The sequence below is a fragment of the Streptomyces sp. DvalAA-43 genome (genome assembly GCF_900091725.1).
GTDB classification, from domain to species: domain Bacteria; phylum Actinomycetota; class Actinomycetes; order Streptomycetales; family Streptomycetaceae; genus Streptomyces; species Streptomyces pulveraceus.
On sequence record NZ_FMBW01000087.1, the window covers coordinates 327152 to 348101 of the forward strand.

At 71.4% G+C, this 20950-nt stretch carries 20 protein-coding genes; 11 read left to right on the forward strand and 9 right to left on the reverse strand.

Features of this window, described 5'->3' with window-relative positions:
• The first annotated feature begins 101 nt into the window (after positions 1–101).
• Both mgrA and GA0115234_RS36290 read left to right on the forward strand, forming a co-directional pair.
• Positions 102–1142 carry an L-glyceraldehyde 3-phosphate reductase gene (mgrA, locus tag GA0115234_RS36285; RefSeq protein WP_093550204.1) on the forward strand — a complete coding sequence of 347 codons (1041 nt, stop codon included), beginning with the start codon at positions 102–104 and terminating at the stop codon, positions 1140–1142.
• A 288-nt stretch (positions 1143–1430) separates the two neighbouring features.
• The gene (locus GA0115234_RS36290) at positions 1431–2582 is read left to right on the forward strand and encodes a winged helix DNA-binding domain-containing protein (RefSeq protein WP_176729372.1); all 1152 of its coding nucleotides are present in this window, start codon (positions 1431–1433) and stop codon (positions 2580–2582) included.
• Positions 2583–2647: 65 nt separating this feature from the next.
• Here GA0115234_RS36290 and GA0115234_RS36295 read toward each other — a convergent pair whose 3' ends face one another.
• The 3 genes from GA0115234_RS36295 to GA0115234_RS36305 form a co-directional block, all read right to left on the reverse strand.
• Complete coding sequence (locus GA0115234_RS36295; protein WP_093550208.1) at positions 2648–3106, reverse strand: hypothetical protein; 459 nt, start codon at positions 3104–3106, stop codon at positions 2648–2650.
• A gap of 67 nt (positions 3107–3173) precedes the next feature.
• The gene (locus tag GA0115234_RS36300; protein ID WP_093550210.1) at positions 3174–3971 is read right to left on the reverse strand and encodes a class I SAM-dependent methyltransferase; all 798 of its coding nucleotides are present in this window, start codon (positions 3969–3971) and stop codon (positions 3174–3176) included.
• Positions 3972–4063: 92 nt separating this feature from the next.
• A complete protein-coding gene (locus GA0115234_RS36305; RefSeq protein ID WP_093550212.1) occupies positions 4064–4897 on the reverse strand; it encodes a prepilin peptidase in 834 nt (277 codons plus the stop codon).
• A 96-nt stretch (positions 4898–4993) separates the two neighbouring features.
• On the opposite strand from GA0115234_RS36305, the gene GA0115234_RS36310 reads away from it, so the two are divergent.
• Positions 4994–5389, forward strand: coding sequence for a DUF192 domain-containing protein (locus GA0115234_RS36310; RefSeq protein WP_237542006.1), 396 nt, complete (start codon positions 4994–4996; stop codon positions 5387–5389).
• A 175-nt stretch (positions 5390–5564) separates the two neighbouring features.
• Here GA0115234_RS36310 and GA0115234_RS36315 read toward each other — a convergent pair whose 3' ends face one another.
• On the reverse strand, positions 5565–6149 hold the full coding sequence (locus tag GA0115234_RS36315; protein ID WP_237542007.1) for a helix-turn-helix domain-containing protein: 585 nt from the start codon (positions 6147–6149) through the stop codon (positions 5565–5567).
• Between the two features lie 226 nt (positions 6150–6375).
• On the opposite strand from GA0115234_RS36315, the gene GA0115234_RS36320 reads away from it, so the two are divergent.
• The 5 genes from GA0115234_RS36320 to GA0115234_RS36340 all read left to right on the forward strand — a co-directional run bounded on the left by GA0115234_RS36320 (position 6376) and on the right by GA0115234_RS36340 (position 12329).
• Complete coding sequence (locus tag GA0115234_RS36320; RefSeq protein WP_093550216.1) at positions 6376–7524, forward strand: Zn-dependent alcohol dehydrogenase; 1149 nt, start codon at positions 6376–6378, stop codon at positions 7522–7524.
• Positions 7521–8951, forward strand: a complete 1431-nt coding sequence (locus GA0115234_RS36325) for an APC family permease (protein WP_093550218.1) — start codon at positions 7521–7523, stop codon at positions 8949–8951. Before GA0115234_RS36320 ends, GA0115234_RS36325 begins: the two co-directional genes overlap by 4 nt.
• A 218-nt stretch (positions 8952–9169) precedes the next feature.
• Positions 9170–11173, forward strand: a complete 2004-nt coding sequence (locus GA0115234_RS36330) for a hypothetical protein (RefSeq protein WP_093550220.1) — start codon at positions 9170–9172, stop codon at positions 11171–11173.
• Between the two features lie 104 nt (positions 11174–11277).
• Positions 11278–11859 (forward strand): hypothetical protein, encoded by a 582-nt coding sequence (locus GA0115234_RS36335; RefSeq protein ID WP_093550222.1) that lies wholly within the window; start codon positions 11278–11280, stop codon positions 11857–11859.
• Positions 11860–11879: 20 nt separating this feature from the next.
• Positions 11880–12329 carry a DUF3592 domain-containing protein gene (locus tag GA0115234_RS36340; protein ID WP_093550224.1) on the forward strand — a complete coding sequence of 150 codons (450 nt, stop codon included), beginning with the start codon at positions 11880–11882 and terminating at the stop codon, positions 12327–12329.
• Between the two features lie 39 nt (positions 12330–12368).
• On the opposite strand, the gene GA0115234_RS36345 is transcribed toward GA0115234_RS36340, so the two are convergent.
• The 3 genes from GA0115234_RS36345 to GA0115234_RS36355 form a co-directional block, all read right to left on the reverse strand.
• Positions 12369–13169, reverse strand: coding sequence for an Imm52 family immunity protein (locus GA0115234_RS36345; RefSeq protein ID WP_202554525.1), 801 nt, complete (start codon positions 13167–13169; stop codon positions 12369–12371).
• Positions 13156–15489, reverse strand: coding sequence for a Tox-REase-5 domain-containing protein (locus tag GA0115234_RS36350; protein WP_256088897.1), 2334 nt, complete (start codon positions 15487–15489; stop codon positions 13156–13158). Before GA0115234_RS36350 ends, GA0115234_RS36345 begins: the two co-directional genes overlap by 14 nt.
• Before the next feature lie 312 nt (positions 15490–15801).
• On the reverse strand, positions 15802–16395 hold the full coding sequence (locus GA0115234_RS36355; protein ID WP_093550473.1) for a hypothetical protein: 594 nt from the start codon (positions 16393–16395) through the stop codon (positions 15802–15804).
• Between the two features lie 346 nt (positions 16396–16741).
• Between GA0115234_RS36355 and GA0115234_RS36360 the strand changes: the two genes are divergently transcribed.
• A complete protein-coding gene (locus tag GA0115234_RS36360; RefSeq protein WP_093550230.1) occupies positions 16742–17245 on the forward strand; it encodes a DinB family protein in 504 nt (167 codons plus the stop codon).
• 64 nt (positions 17246–17309) lie between these two features.
• Here GA0115234_RS36360 and GA0115234_RS36365 read toward each other — a convergent pair whose 3' ends face one another.
• A complete protein-coding gene (locus GA0115234_RS36365) occupies positions 17310–18179 on the reverse strand; it encodes an LLM class F420-dependent oxidoreductase (RefSeq protein ID WP_093550232.1) in 870 nt (289 codons plus the stop codon).
• Positions 18180–18584: 405 nt separating this feature from the next.
• On the opposite strand from GA0115234_RS36365, the gene GA0115234_RS36370 reads away from it, so the two are divergent.
• A complete protein-coding gene (locus tag GA0115234_RS36370) occupies positions 18585–19223 on the forward strand; it encodes an HAD family hydrolase (RefSeq protein ID WP_093550475.1) in 639 nt (212 codons plus the stop codon).
• Between the two features lie 52 nt (positions 19224–19275).
• Here the strand turns inward: GA0115234_RS36370 and GA0115234_RS36375 are convergent, their stop codons facing one another.
• Positions 19276–20475: an MFS transporter gene (locus GA0115234_RS36375; protein WP_093550234.1), complete on the reverse strand. Its 1200-nt coding sequence runs from the start codon at positions 20473–20475 to the stop codon at positions 19276–19278.
• 122 nt (positions 20476–20597) lie between these two features.
• Here GA0115234_RS36375 and GA0115234_RS36380 point away from each other — a divergent pair, with 122 nt between their 5' ends.
• The gene (locus GA0115234_RS36380; RefSeq protein ID WP_093550236.1) at positions 20598–20930 is read left to right on the forward strand and encodes an ArsR/SmtB family transcription factor; all 333 of its coding nucleotides are present in this window, start codon (positions 20598–20600) and stop codon (positions 20928–20930) included.
• The last annotated feature ends 20 nt before the right edge of the window (positions 20931–20950 follow it).

Genomic DNA, 20950 nt, shown 5'->3' on the forward strand with positions numbered 1-20950 from the left:
GCCCCGCCGTGCCGTGGCAGTCCCCGAAGCCGCCACATTACTGCGCAGACGGGGCACCGGCCCAACCCGGCCTGTCACAAGTCCGTGATAAGGAGGGAAACGTGACTGATTCTCCTCTCCACTACCAAGCCGCCGGTTCGCGCTACGACTCGATGGAGTACCGCCGCAGCGGCCGCAGCGGTCTCAGGCTTCCCGCCGTCTCCCTGGGCCTCTGGCACAACTTCGGCGACGACCGCACGCTGGACTCCCAGCGGGCGATCCTGCGCCGCGCCTTCGACCTCGGGGTGACCCACTTCGATCTGGCCAACAACTACGGTCCGCCGCCCGGCTCCGCCGAGCTCAATTTCGGCAAGCTCTTCCGCCAGGACTTCGCCCCGTACCGGGACGAGCTGATCATCTCCACCAAGGCCGGTTACGAGATGCACCCCGGCCCGTACGGGGAATGGGGTTCCCGCAAGTACCTGCTGTCGTCGCTCGACGCCTCGCTGAACCGGATGGGGCTGGATTACGTCGACATCTTCTACTCCCACCGCTTCGACCCGGAGACCCCGCTGGAGGAGACGATGGGGGCCCTGGCCTCCGCCGTCCAGCAGGGCAAGGCACTGTACGTGGGGGTGTCCTCCTACAACGCGGAACAGACCGCCGAGGCGGCCGGGCTGCTCCGGGAGATGGGCGTACCGGCGCTGATCCACCAGCCCTCCTACTCGATGATCAACCGCTGGATCGAGGACGACGACCTCCTCGACACCCTGGAGACGGCCGGCATGGGCTGCATCTCCTTCGTGCCGCTCGCCCAGGGCCTGCTCACCGGCAAGTACCTGACGGGCATCCCGGAGGGTTCCCGCGCCACCCAGGGCAAGTCGCTGGATCCCGGTCTGCTCTCGGACGAGGTGGTGCGCCGGCTGAACGGGCTGAACGACATCGCCCGCAGGCGCGGCCAGTCGCTCGCCCAGCTGGCGCTCAGCTGGGTGCTGCGCGACAGCCGTATGACGTCCGCCCTGATCGGTGCGTCGAGCGTGAAGCAGCTGGAGGAAAATGTCGCGGCGCTCGGAGGACAGCCGTTGACCGAGGAGGAGTTGACGGAGATCGACACCTTCGCCGTGGACACCGAGGGCACCAACATCTGGGCCGGTCGGGGCTGACGGGGCTGACGAGCCGGACGGTTTCGCGGAGGCCGTACGCGGTCGGCGCCGCGGGCCGATAAAAAACGGGCCGGTCCGTGGGGGGGGGATACGGACCGGCCCGAGGGGGGGTTTCCACCATAACCCTTCGTAAGTGATGCTGCGTGCCACGCCACTCCACAATCACTCTCCGAATTCACCGGACTTCATTGTGCGCGCATCGCCCGGTTGACGTCCGGTGGCCGCCGGGCGGCTTCGCGCCGGGATTCAGGACAGGAACCGACCTGATGGGTGGCTAGCTTCCCCGTCATGACGACCCGATTCCCGACCGTGTCCTGGACCGCCGCGAACACCCGCCGGATGGCGCGCCAGGGGCTGATCGCCCCCGGCCGTCCCGACCCCGCCCACGTGGTCGGGACCCTGCCGGCCGCGCATGCCCAGGTGCTCTCGGCCGCCGAGCTCTCCGTCGGGCTGCGGACGACGGGCGTGACGCGCACCGGGGTGCGCGACGCGCTGTGGAAGGACCACACCCTGGTCAAGACGTTCGGGCCGCGCGGCACCGTCCATCTGCTGCCGATGGCCGACCTTCCGCTGTGGACGGGTGCGCTGTCCGCCCTTCCGGCCGGGCGCAGCCCGTTCGCCAAGGACGCCCGGATGACTCCGGAGCAGGTCGAGGCGGTGCTCGCCGCGATCGAGGACGCGCTGACCGGTACCGAGCTGACCGTCGACGAGCTCTCCGAGGCGGTGGTGGAGCGGGCCGGGGCGTGGGCGGGGGACCTGGTGATGCCCGCCTTCCAGGGCATGTGGCCGCGCTGGCGGCAGGTGATGCATCTGGCGGGCCACCGCGGTGTGCTGTGCTTCGCGCCGGATCGCGGCCGCAAGGTCACGTACGCCCGCCCCGGCGTGGTACCGCTGGACGGCCCCGAGGCGCTGGACGGTCTCGTACGCCGCTATCTGCACGCGTACGGACCCGCCACGCCCGCGCACTTCGCGAAGTGGCTGGCCCTGTCCCCCGTCTGGTCGGCGGAGCTGTTCGCGGGGGCGGCCGCGCGCGGGGAGATCGAGCGGGTGACGTACGAGTGCGGGCCGGCCTGGGTGGTGGCGGGCGACACCGACTTCCCGGCGGAGCCGGTCCGCGGGGTGCGGCTGCTCCCCTACTTCGACGCGTTCCTCGTCGCCTCCCAGCCGCGCGAACGGCTCTTCCCCGGGGCGGCGTACACACGGGCGCTGGCGGGCGGCCAGGCGGGGAACTTCCCGGTGCTGCTGGTCGACGGCACGGCCGCCGGGGTGTGGCACCAGCGGCGTTCGGGCCGCCGGATCGCGGTGACCGTGGAGCCGCTGACGCCCCTGACGGCCGGGCAGCTGCGGGAGCTGGAGGCGGAGGTGGCGCGGGTCGGCGGGGTGCTGGAGGGGAACGCGGAGCTGACGGTGGGCACGGTGACGGTGGGAGCGCACGCGTAGGGCGGATGCGGGGGCGTGCGGCGCTCGGGGGGGGCGGCTCTCAGGGGGTGGCGGGTACGGCGTGCTCAGGTGGTGGCCGGGGCGCCGCGGTGGCCGCGGGTGAAGCGGATCGCCACGGTGTCGCCGCCGACGACCACGAAGCTGCCGCCCTCGCAGCGGATGACCGCCTCGCGCACCTGGCCGTTCCCGTCCCCGCGTTCCTCGGTGCGGGTGACCGTCCAGCCCCCGTCGGGCGGCCGGGGCAGGTTCGACACGGTGGCGAATTCCCACTGCCCCGACGGTACGCACCAGCCGGGCAGCGTCGGCCAGGCACCGGGCCCGACGTGCAGGGTCCCGTCCGAGGCACAGGTCAGGATCACCGACTGCCCGTCGGCCAGCAGGAATTCGACGGCTTCCGGCTCCCCCAGCCGCCCCTCCGGCCGGTAGAAGACGCCGAGCACCCCGATGACCCGGGCGCCCCTGAGCCAGTCGGCCCTCCCCTGCCGCGGGACCCGCGGTGTCTCCTCGTCGTTCCCCACCCTCATGGCCACATCCTTCCCCAGGCGCTCGCCGTCCAGGGTCGCACCCTTCGGGCCCGCGCGGCGGGCGTGCCTACGCCGGTTTGCGGGCCTCGATCAGGAATCGGGTGGTGTGGGCGACGAACGGCCCCTCGCTCTCGATCAGATGGTGCAGTTCGGCCAGTCGCGGCCGGTACTCCTCGACGGTGAAGCCCGGCACCATCCAGATCACCTTGCGCAGGAAGTAGACGACGGCGCCGATGTCGAAGAACTCGGTGCGCAGGGTCTCCGCCCGCAGGTCGACGACGTCCAGCCCGGCGGCCTCGGCCGCCGCCCGCGCCTGCTCGGGGTCGCGGGAGCCGCGCACCTCGGGGGGCTGCGGGCCGAGGAAGTACTCGACGAGCTCGAAGACACTGGCCGGGCCGACCTGTTGCGAGAAGTACGTACCGCCGGGGGTGAGCACCCGCGCGATCTCCGCCCACCAGGTCGTCACCGGATGCCGGCTGACCACCAGGTCGAAGGCGTTGTCGCCGAACGGCAGCGGCGGTTCGTCCGCGTCGGCGACCACGGCCGCGCCGAGCGGGTGCAGGAGCGCGGTGGCGCGGGCGATGTTCGGCGGCCAGGACTCGGTGGCGACGGTGAGCGGCGGCAGTTTCGGCGCGGCCGCGAGGACCTCGCCGCCGCCGGTCTGGATGTCGAGCGCGGCCCTGGCCCGTCCCATGCGGTCCGCCATGGCGCGGGCGTAGCCCCAGGAGGGGCGCTGCTCGGTGGCCCTGCCGTCGAGCCAGGAGAAGTCCCAGCCGTCGACGGAGACGGTGGCGGCCTCCTGGACGAGGGCCTCGAATCGTGCGCGTTCGGCCGCGGCCGCCGCTTCCTCGGATGTTCCGGACATACGGGGATGGTCTCAGCCGGGCCTCGTGCGGCGCGACTCCATTACGGGGGGCGGTGCGTACGGCGGGGCCGGGCCCGGGGCGTACGGCGAGGTCAGGCGGCCAGGGCGCCGAGCAGCAGGCCCAGCAGCGCGCCCGTGATCATGAACGGGCCGAACGGGATGCCGGTCTTGCGCCCGGCCCGCTTCAGGACCATCAGCCCGAACCCGTACACCGCTCCGAGCAGGAACCCGGCGAAGCCTCCGGCGAACACCACGGCCCAGCCGTACCAGCCGAGGGCCATGCCCAGCGACAGGGCGAGCTTGACGTCCCCGAAGCCCATTCCGTTCGGGTTGATCAGGAAGAGCAGGAAGTAGAAACCGCCGAGGGCGGCTCCGCCGAGCAGGGCGGACAGCCAGGAACCGGCGTGCTCGGGGAGCAGCGCGGCGGCGCCGAGGAGCACGGCGGCGGCCCCGGCGGCGGGCAGGGTCAGCCGGTCGGGCAACCGGTGGACGCGGCGGTCGATGGTCGCCAGGAGTACGGCGACGGGTGCCAGCAGCAGCCAGACGGCCAGTTCGGGGCGGAGCCCGGTGGCCGCCGCGAGGACGGCGCAGGAGAGCGCGGTGACGACGGGGACGAGGACGCCGGGGGCGTAGCGCGCCGTGCGCCGGGGGCCGTCCGGCCCGGCGGCCCGGTCGCCCGGCTCCTCGCCGGGGGCGTCCGGTGCCGGTCCTTCGCCCGGGGCGGCGGGCACCGGCACCGCCGCGCACCGCGCGCACCGGGTGGAGCCGAGCCAGCCGCGGGCGGGGCCGGTCAGGGCGTGGCCCTCGGGGCAGGCGTCGCGCCAGGGGTCCTCCGGTTCGACGGAGAACCGGTAGGCCGCGCGCGGGACCAGCGGTCCGGCCGCTGCGCCCCAGAGTGCGGCGAGCACTGTCAGCATGGCTTCCACGGAGCGACCCTAAGCGGGCGGCGGGCACGGGTCATGGGTCCTGGGGCCCACTGCGCACCGTTCCGGACCCAGCGGCCGTCACGTGGCGCTACCTTCATGGCCATGGCTCAATGGCGCAATGGCAAGGGCACGTTGACGGTCACCGACGCACAGGGAGGGCAGGAGGAGGCGATACCGCTGCGGATCGCGGCCTCGTACCGGGCCCGGAGTCGCGGGCTGCTCGGACAGGACGGGATCGACGGCGCGCTGATGATCACCCCGTGCGGGAGTGTGCACAGCTTCCGGATGCGGTTCACCATCGATGTGGCGTACCTGGACCGGAAGTTCAGGGTCGTGGCGGTCCACACGATGAAGCCCGGCAGGCTGGGCCTGCCCCGGCTGCGGGCCCGGCATGTGATCGAGGCGGAGGCCGGGGCGATGGAGAAGTGGGGGATCCGGCCGGGGGCCCGGGTGACGGTCGTCCAGGGCGAGGACGAGATCGACCGGAAGTGAACGTACGGGAGTGGACGTACGGAAGTGGACGTACGGAAGTGGACGTACGGAAGTGCGTGCGCGGGAATGAGTGCGCGGAAGTGAACGTGCGGGAGTGAGTGCGCGGGAATGAACGTGCGGGCGTGAGTGTGCGGACGCTTCGGGGCCGCACGCTCCCCGCCGTCGCGGACCGGCCCTACGGCCGGAGCTTGGTGCGGGAGAGCGGCAGGGCGGGCGCGATCGACCAGAGGACCTCGGCCTCGTCCTCGCCGGGGTTGTCCCAGGCGTGCGCGGCCCGCGCCGAGAACGTCGTCGAGTCGCCGGCCTCCAGGTACCTGGGCTCGCCGTCCACGCTCAGCCGCAGCGTGCCGCGGACCATGTACGCGAAGACCGTCTCGGCCTCCAGGCTGTACGCGCCGCCGGAGCCGCCGCCGGGACGCAGGATCGTCCGCATGACCTGGACGTGGCGCTCCTCGGCGGGTGTGAGGAGGAACTCCTCGATGCCGTGTCCGCCCATCTCCAGCTTGGCCCCCAGGCCGCCCTTGACGACGTCCTGGTCCGGATAGTCGAAGAGCGTGGCGATGCCGGTGCCCAGGGCCTCGCAGATGCGGATCAGGGTCGGGACGGAGACCGAGGTCTTGCCGCGCTCGGCGAGGCTGAGGAACCCCTTCGTCACGCCCGCCACCTCGGCGACCTGAGCGAGCGTCAGCCGCTGTGCCAGGCGGAGCTCACGCAGCCGCGGACCGATCGTGGACATATGGCTGTCAGGGGCTTCGGACATGGCGGACACGCTACCTGTCGGGGATGTCACGGGCGGTGGCCGGGTGAAGACGCAGGTCAAAAGGGTGGTCGGAAGGGTCTTTACCCATCGAGTTTAGTGCTGTAAAACTTGACGAAAGTTTAATGGCGCTAAACAAGACGCCCCGGTCGGCCTCCCGTGCCGACCATCGCCGTCCGCGCCGCCCTCCCCTCCCCCGCTCGTTCCGCACCACCCGAGGAGTAAGCCGATGAGCTCCCCGTCCTTCCAAGAGAGCACCGCGCGCACCGTGCGCGGCGTCGTCTTCCGCTCCCCGGGCCAGGAGGTGACCGTCACCGACGTCACCCTGGCCCCGCCCGGCCCCGGTGAGGTCGAGGTCGCCGTGGCGGCGGCCGGTGTCTGCCACTCCGACCTCCATGTCCTGCGCGGCGAGTGGGACCACCCCACCCCCGTCGTGATGGGCCACGAGGGCTCCGGCGTGGTCACCGCGCTCGGCGCGGGCGTCACCGGCCTGGCGGTCGGCGACCATGTCGTCCTGTCCTGGGTCCCGTCCTGCGGCACCTGCCGCTTCTGCCTCTCCGGACGCCCGGCCGCGTGCAGCCTGGTCGCCGAGGTCGTGGCGCCCGGCGGGGTGCTGTACGACGGCACCAGCAGGCTCTCCGTCGACGGCGAGCCTGCCCATCACTACCTGGGCGTCTCCTCCTTCGCCGAGCGCGTCGTGGTCCCCGCCTCCGGCGCGATCAAGGTGCGCAAGGACGCGCCCCTCGATGTCATCGCCCTGGTCGGCTGCGCCATCGCCACCGGTGTCGGCGCGGTCCGCAACACGGCGGGCGTCGAGGCCGGGGCCACCGTCGCCGTCATCGGCTGCGGCGGCGTGGGCCTGTCCTGCGTGCAGGGCGCCCGGCTGGCCGGTGCCGGCCGCATCGTCGCCGTCGACGTCGTCCCGGAGAAGCTGGAGCTGGCCCGCCGGCTCGGCGCGACGGACGCGGTCGACGCCCGCGACGGCGATGTCGTCGAGGCCCTGCGCGCCCTGGTCCCGGAGGGCCTGGACTACGTCTTCGACGCCATCGGCAAGATCGAGACCACCGAGCAGTCCATCGCGGCGCTCGGCCAGGGCGGCGCCGCCGTCATCGTCGGCCTCCCGCCGACCGGCCGCACCGCGCGCTTCGACCCGCTCGCGCTCGCCGAGGCCGACCAGCGCATCCTCGGATCCAACTACGGCTCGGTCGACGCCGCCCGGGACATCCCGGCCCTGGTGGACCTCGTGGTGTCGGGCGAGCTCGACGTGGAATCGATGATCTCGGCACGGCGTCCGCTGGACGAGGCGGGCGACGCACTGGCCGACCTCGCCGCCGGCCACGCCCTGCGTCAGCTGCTGATGATGGAGGACCGGACATGAGCACCGCCGGAAAGCAGACCGCCGCCGGAGCACCCTCCGACGGCCTGGCCCACCGCTCCGTCTCCACGTTCGAGGTCGGCGCGCAGAGCGTCGCGAACGTCGCGCCCAGCGCCGTCATCGCGTTCGCCCCCGCCAGCATGGCGGCCTCCGCGGGCAACGGCGCCTGGTTCTCCTTCTTCCTGGCCATGGCCGCCGTGCTCGCCATCGCGTACTGCATCTGCGTCTTCGCCCGCAGGCGGGCCGGGGTCGGTTCGCTGTACGCCTTCTCCCGGCTCTCGCTCGGGGCGCCCGGCTCGTTCGTGACCGGCTGGGCGCTGCTCATCGGCGCGGTGTGCATCGGCTCGGGTTCGCTGGCCGGTGCCGGTTACTACACGGCGCGCGCCCTCGACCAGATCGGCATCGGGATCTTCACCGGGATCACCGGCCAGATCCTGCTCGATGTGCTGCTGGCCGCCGTCGCGATGCGGCTGACGATCGCCAGTGTGCGGACGGCGGCCCGGGTCGCCTCGGTGCTGGAGGTCGTGTCGATCGTCCTGATCGTGGTCGTGCTGCTCCCCGCCTTCTTCAAGAGCGGGAACATCATCGACACCGACCAGCTGAGCCTGAGCGGTTCCACGCTCGACGGCATCGTCTTCGCCGTGGTGCTGGGTGTGCTCGGCTTCGTCGGCTTCGAGGGCGCCGCCTCGCTCGGCGCCGAGGCCACCGACCCGTACAAGGCGATCCCCCGCTCGGTGATGGGCAGCGCGATCCTGGCCGGTGTGCTCTACATGTTCGCGACGTACGCGCAGGTCGCCGGGTTCGGCGGGGCGGACGCGCTCGGGAGGAGCTCCGACCCGATGGACGAACTGGCGGAGATGTCCGGGCTGGGCTTCCTGAAGTTCTTCCTGCACGCGGGCTTCGCCGCGTCGTTCGTGGCCGTGGTGATGGCCTGCATCACCGTCGCCGCCCGGCTGCTGTTCGGCATGGCGAAGGAGGGTGTGATGCCGGCCCGGCTCGGTGTCGCCCACCCGCGCCACCGCACCCCGTCCGCCGCGATCTGGACCATCACCCCGTTCGTCGTCGTCCCCGCGGTGCTCGTGGTCGGCGCCGGTACCGCGCCGCTGAACGCGACGTCGTACATCGACACCATCGGCGTCTTCGGCTACATGCTCAGCTACACCCTGGTGTGTCTGGCCGCGCCGCTGTTCGTACGCCGGATCGGGGCCCGCGGCCTGCTGCTCACCTGGGGCCTCGGCCTGATCGGGGCCGCCGCGATGGTCTACGTCTTCTACCGCAACCTGTGGCCGGTCCCCGAGTGGCCGCTGAACGTGCTGCCGTACGTGTTCGTCGGCGCGCTGGTCGTCGGTGTCATCGGCTTCGCCGTGCTGCGGGTCCGCAGGCCGGAAATCGCCCAGCGCGCGGGAACGTTCGCGGACGACCTGGACTGACCCGGCCGCGCCTCTCCTCCTCTGTCCCTACTCTCTCCCCTCCCCCGGAGCCCCGGCCCGTCCGCACCCCGCGGCGGGGCCGGGGCTCCGGCCGTTGGGCCCGACTTTGGGGCCAAGGGCCCAGGTCACCCGGCTCGTACGTCCGTACGCTCACGTCCACACCCGCATGTGGAATCGCGGGCACAGGCAGGGCACTTGGGCTTCGGAGAGGAAGAACCGTGACGGGTGGCGGGGGCTGGGGAAGCGGAGGCGCGGGCCGCATACCGCCGGGGAACGGGGGTGGTGGCTCCGGCGCGAGCGGTGGCGTGTTCTTCGCGCTGACCCGCAGCTGGGCCGCCGGCGCCCTGGTCTACATCGCCGCCGGTTATCTGGTCTCGCGCGGGCTCGTCGAACTGCTGGCCACCGACGAACGCCTCGCGAGCTTCGGCTGGCGGCTGGCCCTGCTGCACGTCCCCAGCGTCATCACGACCGTCCTCACGGTCCTGGCCGCCGCCCGTGTCCTGCCCGACGAGCACCGCGAGTCCCGCCCGCTGACGCTCCTCGCCGCCCTCACCGTCCCGCTGGCCGCGCTCGTCTACGGGCTCGCCGTGTCCTGGCATCTGGTGGACGTCGAGGGCACGTTGATGCCGATGGTCTCGCTGGCGACCGGCGCGGCGGCGGGGCTGGCCGTCGACCGGCTGCTGGACGACCGCGCGGACGAGCCGGAGCCCGCCCCGTACCGCCCGTACTCCTGGCGGGACGGCGGCGCCACCGCCATGGAGTACCTCGGGGTGATCGTCCTCGTGGTCACGCTGATCGGCGCGATGGCCATGGCGGGTGTCGGCGGGCAGATCGGCGAGCGCATCCGCTGCGCGATCAGCTCGATGGGCGGCGGCGGTGGCGGCTGCTCCACGGGAAGCGGCGGCGACACCGCCGCGAAGCCGAAGACGGACGCCGACTACGAGCCCAAGATGTGCCAGGTCTCCAGCGTCTCCGACACCGTCGGCGACAAGGTGAAGATCGGCTGGTTCGAGTGGGGCAACGAGTACGGCTTCCAGCAGAAGGTCAGCCAGGCCAAGACGGATGTGAACGGTGACGGCAAGGTCGACGAGAGCGACAAGCTGGTCTACATGACGTTCACCGACGCCGCCTCGGCCGGTGCCACCGCCAGTACCCCCGGCGTCAAGCTCGGCAAGCTGGGCAAGGCGGATGTGGACGTCGGCGGCGGCATCAAGATCACCAACGGTGACACCTGGGTCTTCAAGAGCGAGGAGGACGCCAAGAAGATGCGGGACGACATCGAGGAAATGAAGATGTGGGAGACCTCCACCAAGTACAGCGGCGGTTACGGCGGCGGCTGGTACTCCGGGATGAAGTGGGCCGACAAGAAGAAGGACGTCGAGAGCAAGATCGGCGACAAGAAGATCTCGTACTCGACCATCGGTCTCAACGCGTACGCGGACGGCGGCCTGTCCATCAGCGCGGGCGACGAGGCCAAGCTCGGCGCGAAGCTCGGCGGCAAGGCGAAGTTCTCCCCCGAGGTCACCATCACCAAGGACGACGTCAACGGCAACGAGTCGTACACGTACACCGCCAAGCTGGAGCTGGAGGGCAAGGTCAGCGGTTCGGCCGGCCCGCTGGGCGGTGCGGCCTCCGCGAAGGACAACCGGACCGGGGCGGTCACCGTCACCCGCGACCAGAAGACCGGAAAGATCGTCCGGATCGACATGACCCAGACCGTCGAGAACGGCGCGACGTCCCACAAGGGCGACATCAGCGGCGACAACGGCGAGAAGGGCAAGGACAAGCGCGGCGGCAAGGTCAGCGGCTCCGACTCCTCCGGCGAGACCGGCATCGAGGTCCTGACCAACTCGATCGTCTTCGGCAAGGACACCGACAAGGCCACCGAGGACAAGCGCGCCATCGCCGAGCAGTGGCTGGACGGTTCCGGCAACAACACCGCCCCGTTCGAGTACATGTTCGGCGACCACGCCCTGGACCAGAAGCCCACCGGAACCGACCCCTTCGACCAGCTGATGTACGAGGACGGGCTGTCGAGCAGGATGAAGTACACCGGTCAGACGGACGCCCAGGAGTTCGGCTTCGAGGTCTCGCTCGGCATGAGTCTGGGATTCTCCCTCTCCGACGAGCACAAGAAGGAGACACTGACGGACGCGGAGTTCCTCGGGGCTCCGCAGGGCGACAAGCGCTCGTACCTGCCGTACAGCTACTGCGCGAAGTAGGAATTCGTACCTGCCGTACGGCTGCCGCGCGAAGCAGGAAGCAGCCGTACGGCAGGTACGGCTCCGGGGCGCGGCAACCACGCACGACGAAGAGGCGATAGGCGATGACGACGAAGAAGACGTACCGGACGATCGGCGCGATCACTGCCGCCGCCATCGGCTTCGCCCTGCTCGCCGGCTGCGGCGGGGACACCGCCGCGCTCCCGGGGGGCTGGGAGAAGCTCGACACCAAGAGCCTCTCCGTCGGCTACCCCGGCGACAAGGGCTACAAGGAGCAGCCCGTGGCCGAGCGGGCCAAGGCCAACGCGGCCGTCGCGGTCAAGGAGGAGGGCGGACTGCGCACCGGCATGGTCTCCGTGCAGCTCGACTTCGCCACGGGCGTGGACAGCGCCGCCGAGGCGGCGTCCGCGGCGGGCGCCGGCATCGGTCTGGGGGCGACCCGCAAGGGGACCGAGGAGGTGCGGCTCGCGGGTGCGGAGAGCGCCCGTGACGCGCGCCGGATCGACTACGAGTTCACGTCGAGCGGCGAGGACCGGACACCGGCGCAGGGCACCCGGATGACGGGGGTCGTGGTGGCGGGCGTCGATTCCAAGGACGTGCCGTTCGCGGTCCGGATCAATGCGGTGAAGGGCTCGCTGAGCCCGAAGGACCTCGACGCGTTCGTCGACTCGATCACGGTCAAGTAGCGGATCGGGAGCACTCGTCCATGCAGATCCTGCCCGGCGGCACGGCCACGTTCCTGCTGCTGTTCGGCCTGTTCCTCGGCGCGTTCGCGATCCGTTCCGCGCTGCGGCTGAACCGGGTGCTGCGGCTGGTGCGGCACGGCGAACGCGCCGAGGGGCGGTGCGCGGACCGCCGGACGGCCGACCGGGGGCCGGGCATGGAGCGGGGTCACGCCACCGAGTACGTCTTCGCGTTCCGCACCCGTGACGGCCGCGACATCGAGTTCACCGACCATGCCCCGGGCCCGTTCGGCTTCGGGGTCGGGGCGCCGGTCCGGGTCAGCTACGACCCGGCGGACCCGGCGCGGAGCGCCACGGTGGCCGGGCCGGGGGCGTGGGGTCCGGTGGTGATGCCCGTGGTGTTCACGCTCATGCTCGGGGCGTTCGCGGTGGGGCTGCTGCTGGGGTTCGCGGCGATGCGGGGCTGGGTCTGAGGGATGCGCCTCCGCGTGGAGTACTCCGGCCCGCAGAAGTCAGAACTTGTCGCGGTCGATCGGCACCGGGAGCGGCGTCAGGGAGCCGGCCGCCCGCAGTTCCCTGTTGGCCTCGATGATCGTCTCGTTGTCCGGCACGGTCGTGCCGCCTCGGGTGAGGTCGATGACCAGGCCGCCGGCGGCGGTGCGGATGTACGTGCCGTCGAGGCTCTCGGGGGCCGGCGCCGCCCGCCCTGCGGAGAGGTAGACCGCCCGACCGCACCGGGGGTGGGAATTCTGCAGCTCGAATTGCTCGGCCACCGCGTCGTACTGGGAATCGTTGTACACCTGACCGGCGTCGAGGTCCCAGGCTTCGGCGATGATCCGCAGAATCTCGGGAGCCCGCCGGATCACCTCGGTCGATTCGTCCAACTCGCGCGAGCGGAAAGCGAGCGAGATCGAATTCGTGACGTACGGCGACGACCCACCCGCGTGAATTGCCGTGGTGACGCGCAATTTCCCGGGATTATGTGCCCAGAGGGAGGTCGTGTAGCCGACCACATCGAGATCGGGCCCTTCGTTCTTGCGCTCGATGTAGTCGGCCAGTACCTCTTCCGACACCGCGTCCCCGGACGGCAGCACCACGGGGTCGGAGGCGTCTCCGCGCCCGGCGTCGTGCCAGTCGCCGAATGTGGCACCGTCCACTTCCTTGAGCGCGGTGAGAGTCCTTGCCCATCGTCTGCCGATCTCCTGGACATCCTCTTCCCGGACGCCCCAAGTACCGTTGACGACGACATCAAGCACTGAACTCTCCCTCAGCCTTCGGAATTGCGCCCGGCGCCCGCGTTCAGCCGACGACATCTCCCGGCGTGTTGATCACCTTAACGTCGATGTTCCGGCTTCGGAACATCTTCCGGGCCGCATCGGCGACGTCGGGATCGGACAGGTGCCATTCGACCGGCTTGCCCCGTGCGGCGTCCACCTGACGAGTAGCCTGGTCGGCCCAGCGGTTGGCGAGATCCGGCGCTAGTTCCCCGGTGTCGGCGTTGTAGTATTTCTTGCCCGTGTACCCGTACTTCGCCTCCAGGTACGTGCCCCGCGAGGCGTCCCAGCCGTCGAAGTCGACCGGCTTGCCCGTGAGCTTGTCCAGCGGGACCCGGTACTCCTTGCCACGGCCCACCTTCGAGATCTGCTCCTGGTAGCGGGCGCCCATCTCGGTCGGGTAGTTCCAGACGCCGGGCTTGATCTCCTGCCAGTTGCCCGAACCGCCGTCCTTGGCCCCGGCCGGCGGGTCCTTGAGGTCCTTGTACCAGGCCGGCTTCGGCTGGTTCTGGGCGTCTTGCAGGGCCTTCCGGCGCTTGGCCGCGTCCGCGGCCTTCTTCGCCTCGTCGGCCACCTTCTGGGCCTCGTCGGCGGCGGCCTTCTTCTCCGGGTCGACCTCGTCGCACTTGCCCATGAAGAAGCCGACAGGCACGGAGGCGGGCGGCGCGGCGACGAGGCCTGTGCCCGCGCCGGGCACCCCGATGCCCGTACCGCTGCCGTACGGGACCCGGACGCGACCGCCCATCCCGACGGTGCAGCCCTTGAGACCGGCCTTCTCGGCCGCGTCGTCGGCGTGCTTCTGCGCTTCCTTCGCGGCCTTCTCCGCGGCCGCGACATCGCCCGCCTTGGCTGCCTTCTTGGCCTTGGTCGCGGCCTCTCCGGCCTTCTCGGCGAACTCGCCCAGCTCGCCGAGTTTCCCGAACTTGCCCAGCTTTCCGAACTTGCCGACGAGCTTGCCCTCGCCGTATCCCGGAATGAACAGCGAGCCGATGTTCCAGAGACCGGTGCCGATCGCCTGGCCCTCGTTGCCGTTCTTCCACATGTCCCGGACCTCGTCGCCGATGAACATGTCGTCGAGGACCTTGAGGCCGGTGCCTCCGGATGCCTTGGTCCAGTCCCAGACCGCGCCGAAGTAGTCGCCGTCGGACCACTTGTCCCCGGCGCCCTTGGAGTCCTGGCTCCACTTGTCGCCGAGGCTCTTGCCGTAGTCCTTCAGGCCGTCCCAGGCCTTGCCGGGGTGGAAGATCGTGTCGAGCGTGCCGGTGACGTCGCCCCACAGCCCGTCGCCGACCAGGCCCTTGAAGAAGCCGCCGGTCTGGTGCGCGGCGCAGGAGAAGAAGGCGCCGACGCCCGAGGTGCAGCTCTCGCCGGGCTTCTCGTCGTTGCCGCCGCCGTCGTCCTGGCCGTCGCCGCCGTTCGGCTCCCCGGAGCTGTCCACGTCGTCGCCACCGTCGTCGACCTGGGTGGCGGGGTCACCTCCGGAGCTGCCGGAACTTCCCGAGCTGCCGTCGCTGCCGGAGCCGCCCGAACTACCCGCGCTGCCGGAACCGCCGGATGTGCTGGTCCCACCGGCCGTGTCGGAACCACCGGCGGCGTTGGAGCCACCAGCCGCGTCGGAACCCCCGGCCGTGTCCGCCCCGCCGGAACCGGAACCAGAGCCCGACCCCGACCCGGAACCGGAGCCCGCCGGTCCCGATCCCCCGGAGTCGGTACCACCGGTGGCCACCGAGCCGCCCGAGTCCGTACCGCCGGACGCCGCCGTCCCGCCGGTGTCCTTGCCGTGCCCGGCCTCCACGTTGCTGCCGGGCGCCGGGCAGGAGCTCCCGGTGAGGCGGCAGATCGCGTCCTGCATCCCGCCGGTGATCTGGGCGGCGATCCCCGTGACGACGAGTCCGCCGATGAGGGCCACGACCACCAGGATCATGCCCAGGTATTCCATCGCGGTCTGACCGGCGTCGTCCCGACGCCACTTGATCATGCGCGCGATACTGAACCGCCGGTGCGGCAAACGCTGTTCGACAGGCAGCTCGAACCACTCGCGCGAGCTGGCCCGGAACAGCAGGACGACGACGGCGACCGGCATCACCAGCTGGGTGACCCCGCGCCCGCTGCCCCCGCCCAGGGTCGCCACCGCGCCGAGGACGAGCCAGACGTGCACGGCCAGCAGTCCGCGCCAGACCCAGACGCCGCCGGTGCGCACATACAGCGAGAGCACGAACGCGAACACGCTCGGCAGCGCCGCGTACAACAGCAGCCCGAACAGCTGGCCGTCGACCTCATCGATCGCCGACGCCACCGTGAGCACGCCGATGCCGCCGAGGGCGGCAGCCGCGAAGAGGAGCCGTACGAGGATCAGCACCGCCTGCAACGGACGCGGCAGGGACTGCCTTCCCCCCTGCCGGCCCACGGCGACACCACCACCGGCGACTCCCCCGCCGGCACCGCCCGATACCGCAAATCCGCCTATGCCAGACACGACGAGTCCCCCAGCTTGCCGGTGTACGGCCACAGTTCAGCCACTCCACGCATCCGACCACACCGGCACCCTTCGGGGCATGGGCCTCAGGACCCAATGCAAGGCTCAAAGTTGCCGAATACGACGGAAGTCGCGAAGCGACGGACGTCACGAAGCCGCGAACGTCACGAAGCGGCGGAACCGGGGGCCGCCCCGCTACCGGACGGGAACCTCGCTCCCGAACAGCATCCAGGGCGACTGGTCGTACGAGGCCACGCCAGCCAACTGCGGCTGCATCGCGGCGATCTCGTGCCGCACGGCCAGGGTGTCCGGCCAACTGTCGAAGTACGTGGTCCCGTTGATGACGACACCGCTCCAGTCCGTTGCCGCGGAAGCGCCCTCGCGGTCGACGACGAAGCCGATGCAGAGCACGGACGCCCGCCCGATCGCCTCCCTGATCGCCCTCGCGGCCACTTCCTGCTCGTCCCGGCTCAGCAGGCCGAAGCCGAATTCCAGCGCGACGACACCGTCCCGCATCCGGCGGACGCGTGCGGGGACGCCGGTACCGCTGTTCACCCACAACAGGAAGTCGACCCGGTCGAGCCGCTGCAGCCCGGCCAGGAGGACGAGTTGTTCCCTGGTCACCCACGACGGTGTGCCCCGCGGACCGGGTCCGGGGCCGAGGAGCGTGACCCGCCGTGTGACCGGGTGGCTGAGCCGCAGCCCCGCCGCGTCGAGATCACTGAAGAGCGACTCGGAGTCCGGGCGGCTCCAGCCGAGGTGGTACGAGTAGAAGAAACCGTCACTCATCGACACATCACCCCATGCAAGACAGGTGGAGCGTGCAGTTCCAGGTGCGTGCGGGCACGCCTGACAGGGCGCTCGTGCAGGGCGCCGGTCAGGTGGCTCACCTTTGGTCGTGCACGAGCCTAATGAGGCCCGTTCGCCGGGGCGTGGGCCCAGGGACCCAGGGGCGGGCCCCATTGGACAGGGCGGTGAACGAAGGACCGGACCACGTGAGGGACAGGACACCGGACGGGCACGGTGGGCAGGACGCCGGACGGACACGGTGGGCAGGACGCCGGACGGACACTCCGGACAGCGGGCCGGACAATGCGATGGACAGCGGGCGGCCCGTCGCGGATCGTGTACGCCGATGACACGCACCGATTCGCCTCCCGCATGGGACGAGCGCACCCAGCTGGCCACCTTCCTCGACTACGTCCGTGACACCGCACGCGCGAAGTGCGAGGGCATCTCGCCGGACGACGCCCGCCGGGCCCCGCTGCCCGGCTCTCCCCTGATGACGGTCGCCGGGCTGATCAACCACCTCAGCTGGGTCGAGTACCACTGGTTCGAGGTCGCCTTCCTCGGCGGTGAGGACGAGGGGCCGTGGACGGACGAGGACCCCGACCGCGAAATGCGCATCGCGGTGGACATGCCGCTCGCCGATGTGCTGTCGCTGTACGCGGAACGGACCGCCCGCTACCGCGAGTTGGTCGCCTCGCACGACCTGGACACACCGGCCGCGCGCCCGCGCCGCGACGGCGCGCACCCCGATCTGCGCTGGATCGTCCTGCATCTGATCGAGGAGACCGCCCGGCACAACGGCCACCTCGACCTGATCCGGGAGATCGTCGACGGCACCACCGGCGTGTAGGACGGTGCGGCGCGCAGATGGCGGCGCGCCGCACCGTCGGCCGTCCAGCTGTCCAGCCGCCCGGCTATCCGATCGCGGCGGCGGCGGGTGCGATGTGCTCGGCGACCTGGTGGACGAAGCTGACCGGGTGCCGGTCGGGCAGCAACTGGATCTCGCTGATGCCCAGGTCCGCGTACGCCTCCGCGTCGGCGAGGAACGCGGCCGGCCGGTCCAGCACCGGGCCGTTGTACATCACGGTCTTGGCGATGGCGTCGTAGTCACGGCCCTCCGCGGCGCAGTGGGCGCGCAGCACATCGAGTTTGCGGGCCACTTCCTCCTGGTCGGTGGCGAAGAGGTTGCACGCGTCCGCGTAACGGGCGACCAGCAGCAGGGTCTTACGCTCGCCCCCGCCTCCGATCATGATCGACGGCCGGCCACCGATCGGCTCGGGCACGCACAGCGTCTCGGCGAGCCGGTAGTGCCTGCCGTGGAAGGGTCCGTTGTCGTCGCTCCACATCTGGAGGCAGATCCGGATCGTCTCCTCCAGCCGTTCGAACCGCTCGGCGACCGGGACCACGGGCACTCCGAGCCCGTACTGTTCCCGCTCGTACCAGGAGGCGCCGATGCCCAGCCTGGCCCTGCCGCCCGAGAGCACGTCGAGGCTGGTGACGATCTTCGCCAGGAGGCCGGGGTGCCGGTACATCACCCCCGTGACCATGAGGCCGAGCGTCATCCGCTCGCTCAGCGCGGCCACGTAGCCGAGGGTGGTGTACCCCTCCAGCATCGGTTCGTCGGCGACGCTCCGCCCGGTCTCCATCTGGAAGTAGTGGTCCATCACGGTGAACGACGCGATCCCCGCCTGTTCGGCGATCCGCACCGACTCCGCGAGCGTGGGCGCGATGAGCGCGGGGTCGGCCGGTGTCGAGTAGTTCCAGTAGTGCAGCCCGAGCTTCATGTCCGGCCTCCAGAGGCCGAGGGGGCGGGTCCGGCCGGGTTCCCGTACGAGCTCTCCATCGGCGTACCGCCTCCTGCCCGACGCACTCGACCACCGTGCGTGGTCGGCTGTCACGCTACGCGAGGCACTGCTCGTCGGCATGTCGGACGACGTGCCGGGGCGGGGCGGGACGGGTTCCACGGCCGGGCGCGCGCGGGCCGTCTCTTCGCGCAGCGCTCCCCGGGCGGTCACGCCCCATTCATCCCCGCGTCGATCGATGCGGGCGAAGTAGGGACACCCCTCCCGTTTCTCCCTCTCCCTACTCTTCCTTCTCCCTCTCTTCCTCTCTCGCTCCAGGAGTCACCCGTGCCCGCACCTTCCCCCGGCCCCGGCCCGCGGCCCGCCCTGGCCGCTGTCCTGTTCGACATGGACGGCACGCTGGTGGACACCGAGGGGCTGTGGTGGCAGGTGGCGCGCGAGGTGGCCGCCCGCATCGGTCACCGCCTCACCGACGCCGACGCCCCCGAGGTCGTCGGCCGGGCCGTCGGGGACACCGCGGCGCACCTGGTACGGGTCACGGGCCGGGACGACACCGAGCGCGTGGCGGCGGAGCTCGGGGACGAGTTCTTCCGCCGGGTCGACGCGGGCGCACCCCTGCGCCCCGGCGCCCAGCGGCTGCTGTCCCGGCTGGTGGACGAGAACGTACCGTTCGCCCTGGTCAGCGCCTCCCCGCGGACGGTGGTCGATTCGGTGACCCGGGGTGCGCTGGCGCACGTGCCGTTCGCGTTCACCCTCTCGGCCGACGACACCGTACGCACCAAGCCCCACCCCGACCCCTACCGGGCGGCGGCGGAACGTTTCGGGGTGCCCCCGGAGGCCTGTGTCGCCGTCGAGGACTCACCGGACGGCGCCGCGTCGGCCGAGGCGGCGGGCTGCACGCTCCTCGTGGTGCCCTCGCTGCTCCCCGTACCGCCCTCGCCGCGACGGATCTTCGCCGACAGCCTGGCCGGGATAGACGCGGCGGACCTGCGCCGCTACGTGGAAACCGGACCGCAGACGGGCTGAGGGCGGGGCGGTGGTGTCGCGGGCCGTGCACGCGGTGACGTGGGACGGCGGGTCACGCCTCGGTTTTCTCCGGGCTGGCCGAGGCCGCCGGTTCCGGTGTTGCGGGGGAGGGCGCGGCAGGGCGGCGCGTGGTTCCCAGGTGCCAGAGGAGGGTCAGGGCGCTGACGCCGGCGGCCACCGGCCCCAGTTCGGCCGGGGCAAGCCCGAGCCACCCCTGAGCCAGTCCGCCGAGTCCTCCGCCGAGGGCGATACCGACGTAGAGCGCTGAGGAGTTGAGGCCGAGCAGGACCGGTGCGGCGGCGGGGCCGAGTGAGATGAGCCGGTGCTGCTGGGGGACGACGATGACGCCGACGGTCAGACCCCAGACCACGGCCCAGACCAGGGTGGAGGCGAGGGCCCGGGTCGTCAATGGGGTCAGGACCAGGGCGAGAGTCGCGAGGGCGAGGGCGCCGGTGAGGACGTGCGCGGAGTCGTGGCGGTCGACCAGGCGCCCGGCGGCGATGTTCCCGGCCAGGATGCCGACGCCCCAGGCCAGCAGGATCAGGGTCAGGAGCGATTCGCTGCCGCCGGTGGCGTCCCGCAGGGTCGGGCTGATGTAGGTGTAAAGGGTGTAGGCGCCGAGGAAGGCGAGTGAGGTGACCGCCAGCAGGGCCAGTACGCGGCCCTGTTTGAGGGGGCGCAGGCGGTCGGGCAGCGAGGCGGCGGGGAGCCTCACCCCGGGGAGGCCGACGGCGATACCGACGGCCGCCAGCAGGCCGATCCCGGCGACGGCCCACAGGGTGATGTGCCAGTCGGTGCGGCCGATCAGAGTGCCGAGAGGCAGCCCCAGTGCGGTCGCCGACGTCAGGCCGCCCAGGACGAAGGCCAGGGCCCGGCCGCGGCGTTCCGGCGGTGCGATGGCCGCCGCGGTGCTGGAGGCGGCGGAGTTGATGATTCCCGCTCCCACGGCGGTGACGATGCGGGCGGCCATCACCACCCCGTAGCTCGTTCCTAACGCGGTGACGACGTTGCCGACCACGAACACGGTCAAGGCGATCAGCAGTGCCGAACGCCGGTCCAGGGCACCGGTGAGGGCCCCCATGATCGGCGCGGACAACGCCATCGTCAGGGCGAAGACCGTCACCAGCTGACCGGCCGCCGGGGTGGAGACCTCCAGGTCGGCGGCGATGGAGGGGAGCAGGCCCGCGATGACATAGCTGTCGGTGCCGACGGCGAACGTCGCCGCGGCCAAGGGGAGGAGTCGTCTGAGCACGGATCGTGCCGCCCTTCCGGAGCAGTGCGGAGGTGGATGGTCGGCACTGTAAGCAATACATGGACGCTTGTCCATGTATCAATGAGTGGATAGGCTGGCCCCATCACGGACGGAGAGAAACGATGCGTGAGGTGTCCCAGCCGGCGACCGAGGCGATCCGGATGGTGGAGGTGCTGCGCGCGCTGGCCGACCCGGTGCGGCTGGAGATCGTCCAACGGCTCGCCGCCTCCGGCGAGGAGAGCTGCAACGCCATCGGCGGCGACCTGGACGTCCACCAGACGACGCTGTCCCACCACTACCGAGTGCTGCGCGAGGCGGGCGTCACCTGGACCACCGTCAAGGGCCGCTCCCGGCTGGTGCGGCTGCGTAGCGACGACCTGGACGCACTCTTCCCCGGCCTGCTCGAATCCGTACTGAACGGGGCCCGCCGCCCGCGCCCCGCCGCAGGGGGCTGACACGCACCAGGCACCCACCT

Bases quoted from the DNA above. Each gene is read 5' to 3' on its own strand.
- GA0115234_RS36290 (WP_176729372.1), top strand. From the start codon at position 1,431: ATGACGACCCGATTCCCGACCGTGTCCTGGACCGCCGCGAACACCCGC.
- GA0115234_RS36295 (WP_093550208.1), bottom strand. From the start codon at position 3,106: ATGAGGGTGGGGAACGACGAGGAGACACCGCGGGTCCCGCGGCAGGGG.
- GA0115234_RS36300 (WP_093550210.1), bottom strand. From the start codon at position 3,971: ATGTCCGGAACATCCGAGGAAGCGGCGGCCGCGGCCGAACGCGCACGA.
- GA0115234_RS36310 (WP_237542006.1), top strand. From the start codon at position 4,994: ATGGCCATGGCTCAATGGCGCAATGGCAAGGGCACGTTGACGGTCACC.
- GA0115234_RS36315 (WP_237542007.1), bottom strand. From the start codon at position 6,149: ATGTCCGAAGCCCCTGACAGCCATATGTCCACGATCGGTCCGCGGCTG.
- GA0115234_RS36320 (WP_093550216.1), top strand. From the start codon at position 6,376: ATGAGCTCCCCGTCCTTCCAAGAGAGCACCGCGCGCACCGTGCGCGGC.
- GA0115234_RS36325 (WP_093550218.1), top strand. From the start codon at position 7,521: ATGAGCACCGCCGGAAAGCAGACCGCCGCCGGAGCACCCTCCGACGGC.
- GA0115234_RS36335 (WP_093550222.1), top strand. From the start codon at position 11,278: ATGACGACGAAGAAGACGTACCGGACGATCGGCGCGATCACTGCCGCC.
- GA0115234_RS36340 (WP_093550224.1), top strand. From the start codon at position 11,880: ATGCAGATCCTGCCCGGCGGCACGGCCACGTTCCTGCTGCTGTTCGGC.
- GA0115234_RS36345 (WP_202554525.1), bottom strand. From the start codon at position 13,169: ATGTCGTCGGCTGAACGCGGGCGCCGGGCGCAATTCCGAAGGCTGAGG.
- GA0115234_RS36355 (WP_093550473.1), bottom strand. From the start codon at position 16,395: ATGAGTGACGGTTTCTTCTACTCGTACCACCTCGGCTGGAGCCGCCCG.
- GA0115234_RS36360 (WP_093550230.1), top strand. From the start codon at position 16,742: ATGACACGCACCGATTCGCCTCCCGCATGGGACGAGCGCACCCAGCTG.
- GA0115234_RS36365 (WP_093550232.1), bottom strand. From the start codon at position 18,179: ATGAAGCTCGGGCTGCACTACTGGAACTACTCGACACCGGCCGACCCC.
- GA0115234_RS36370 (WP_093550475.1), top strand. From the start codon at position 18,585: ATGGACGGCACGCTGGTGGACACCGAGGGGCTGTGGTGGCAGGTGGCG.
- GA0115234_RS36380 (WP_093550236.1), top strand. From the start codon at position 20,598: ATGCGTGAGGTGTCCCAGCCGGCGACCGAGGCGATCCGGATGGTGGAG.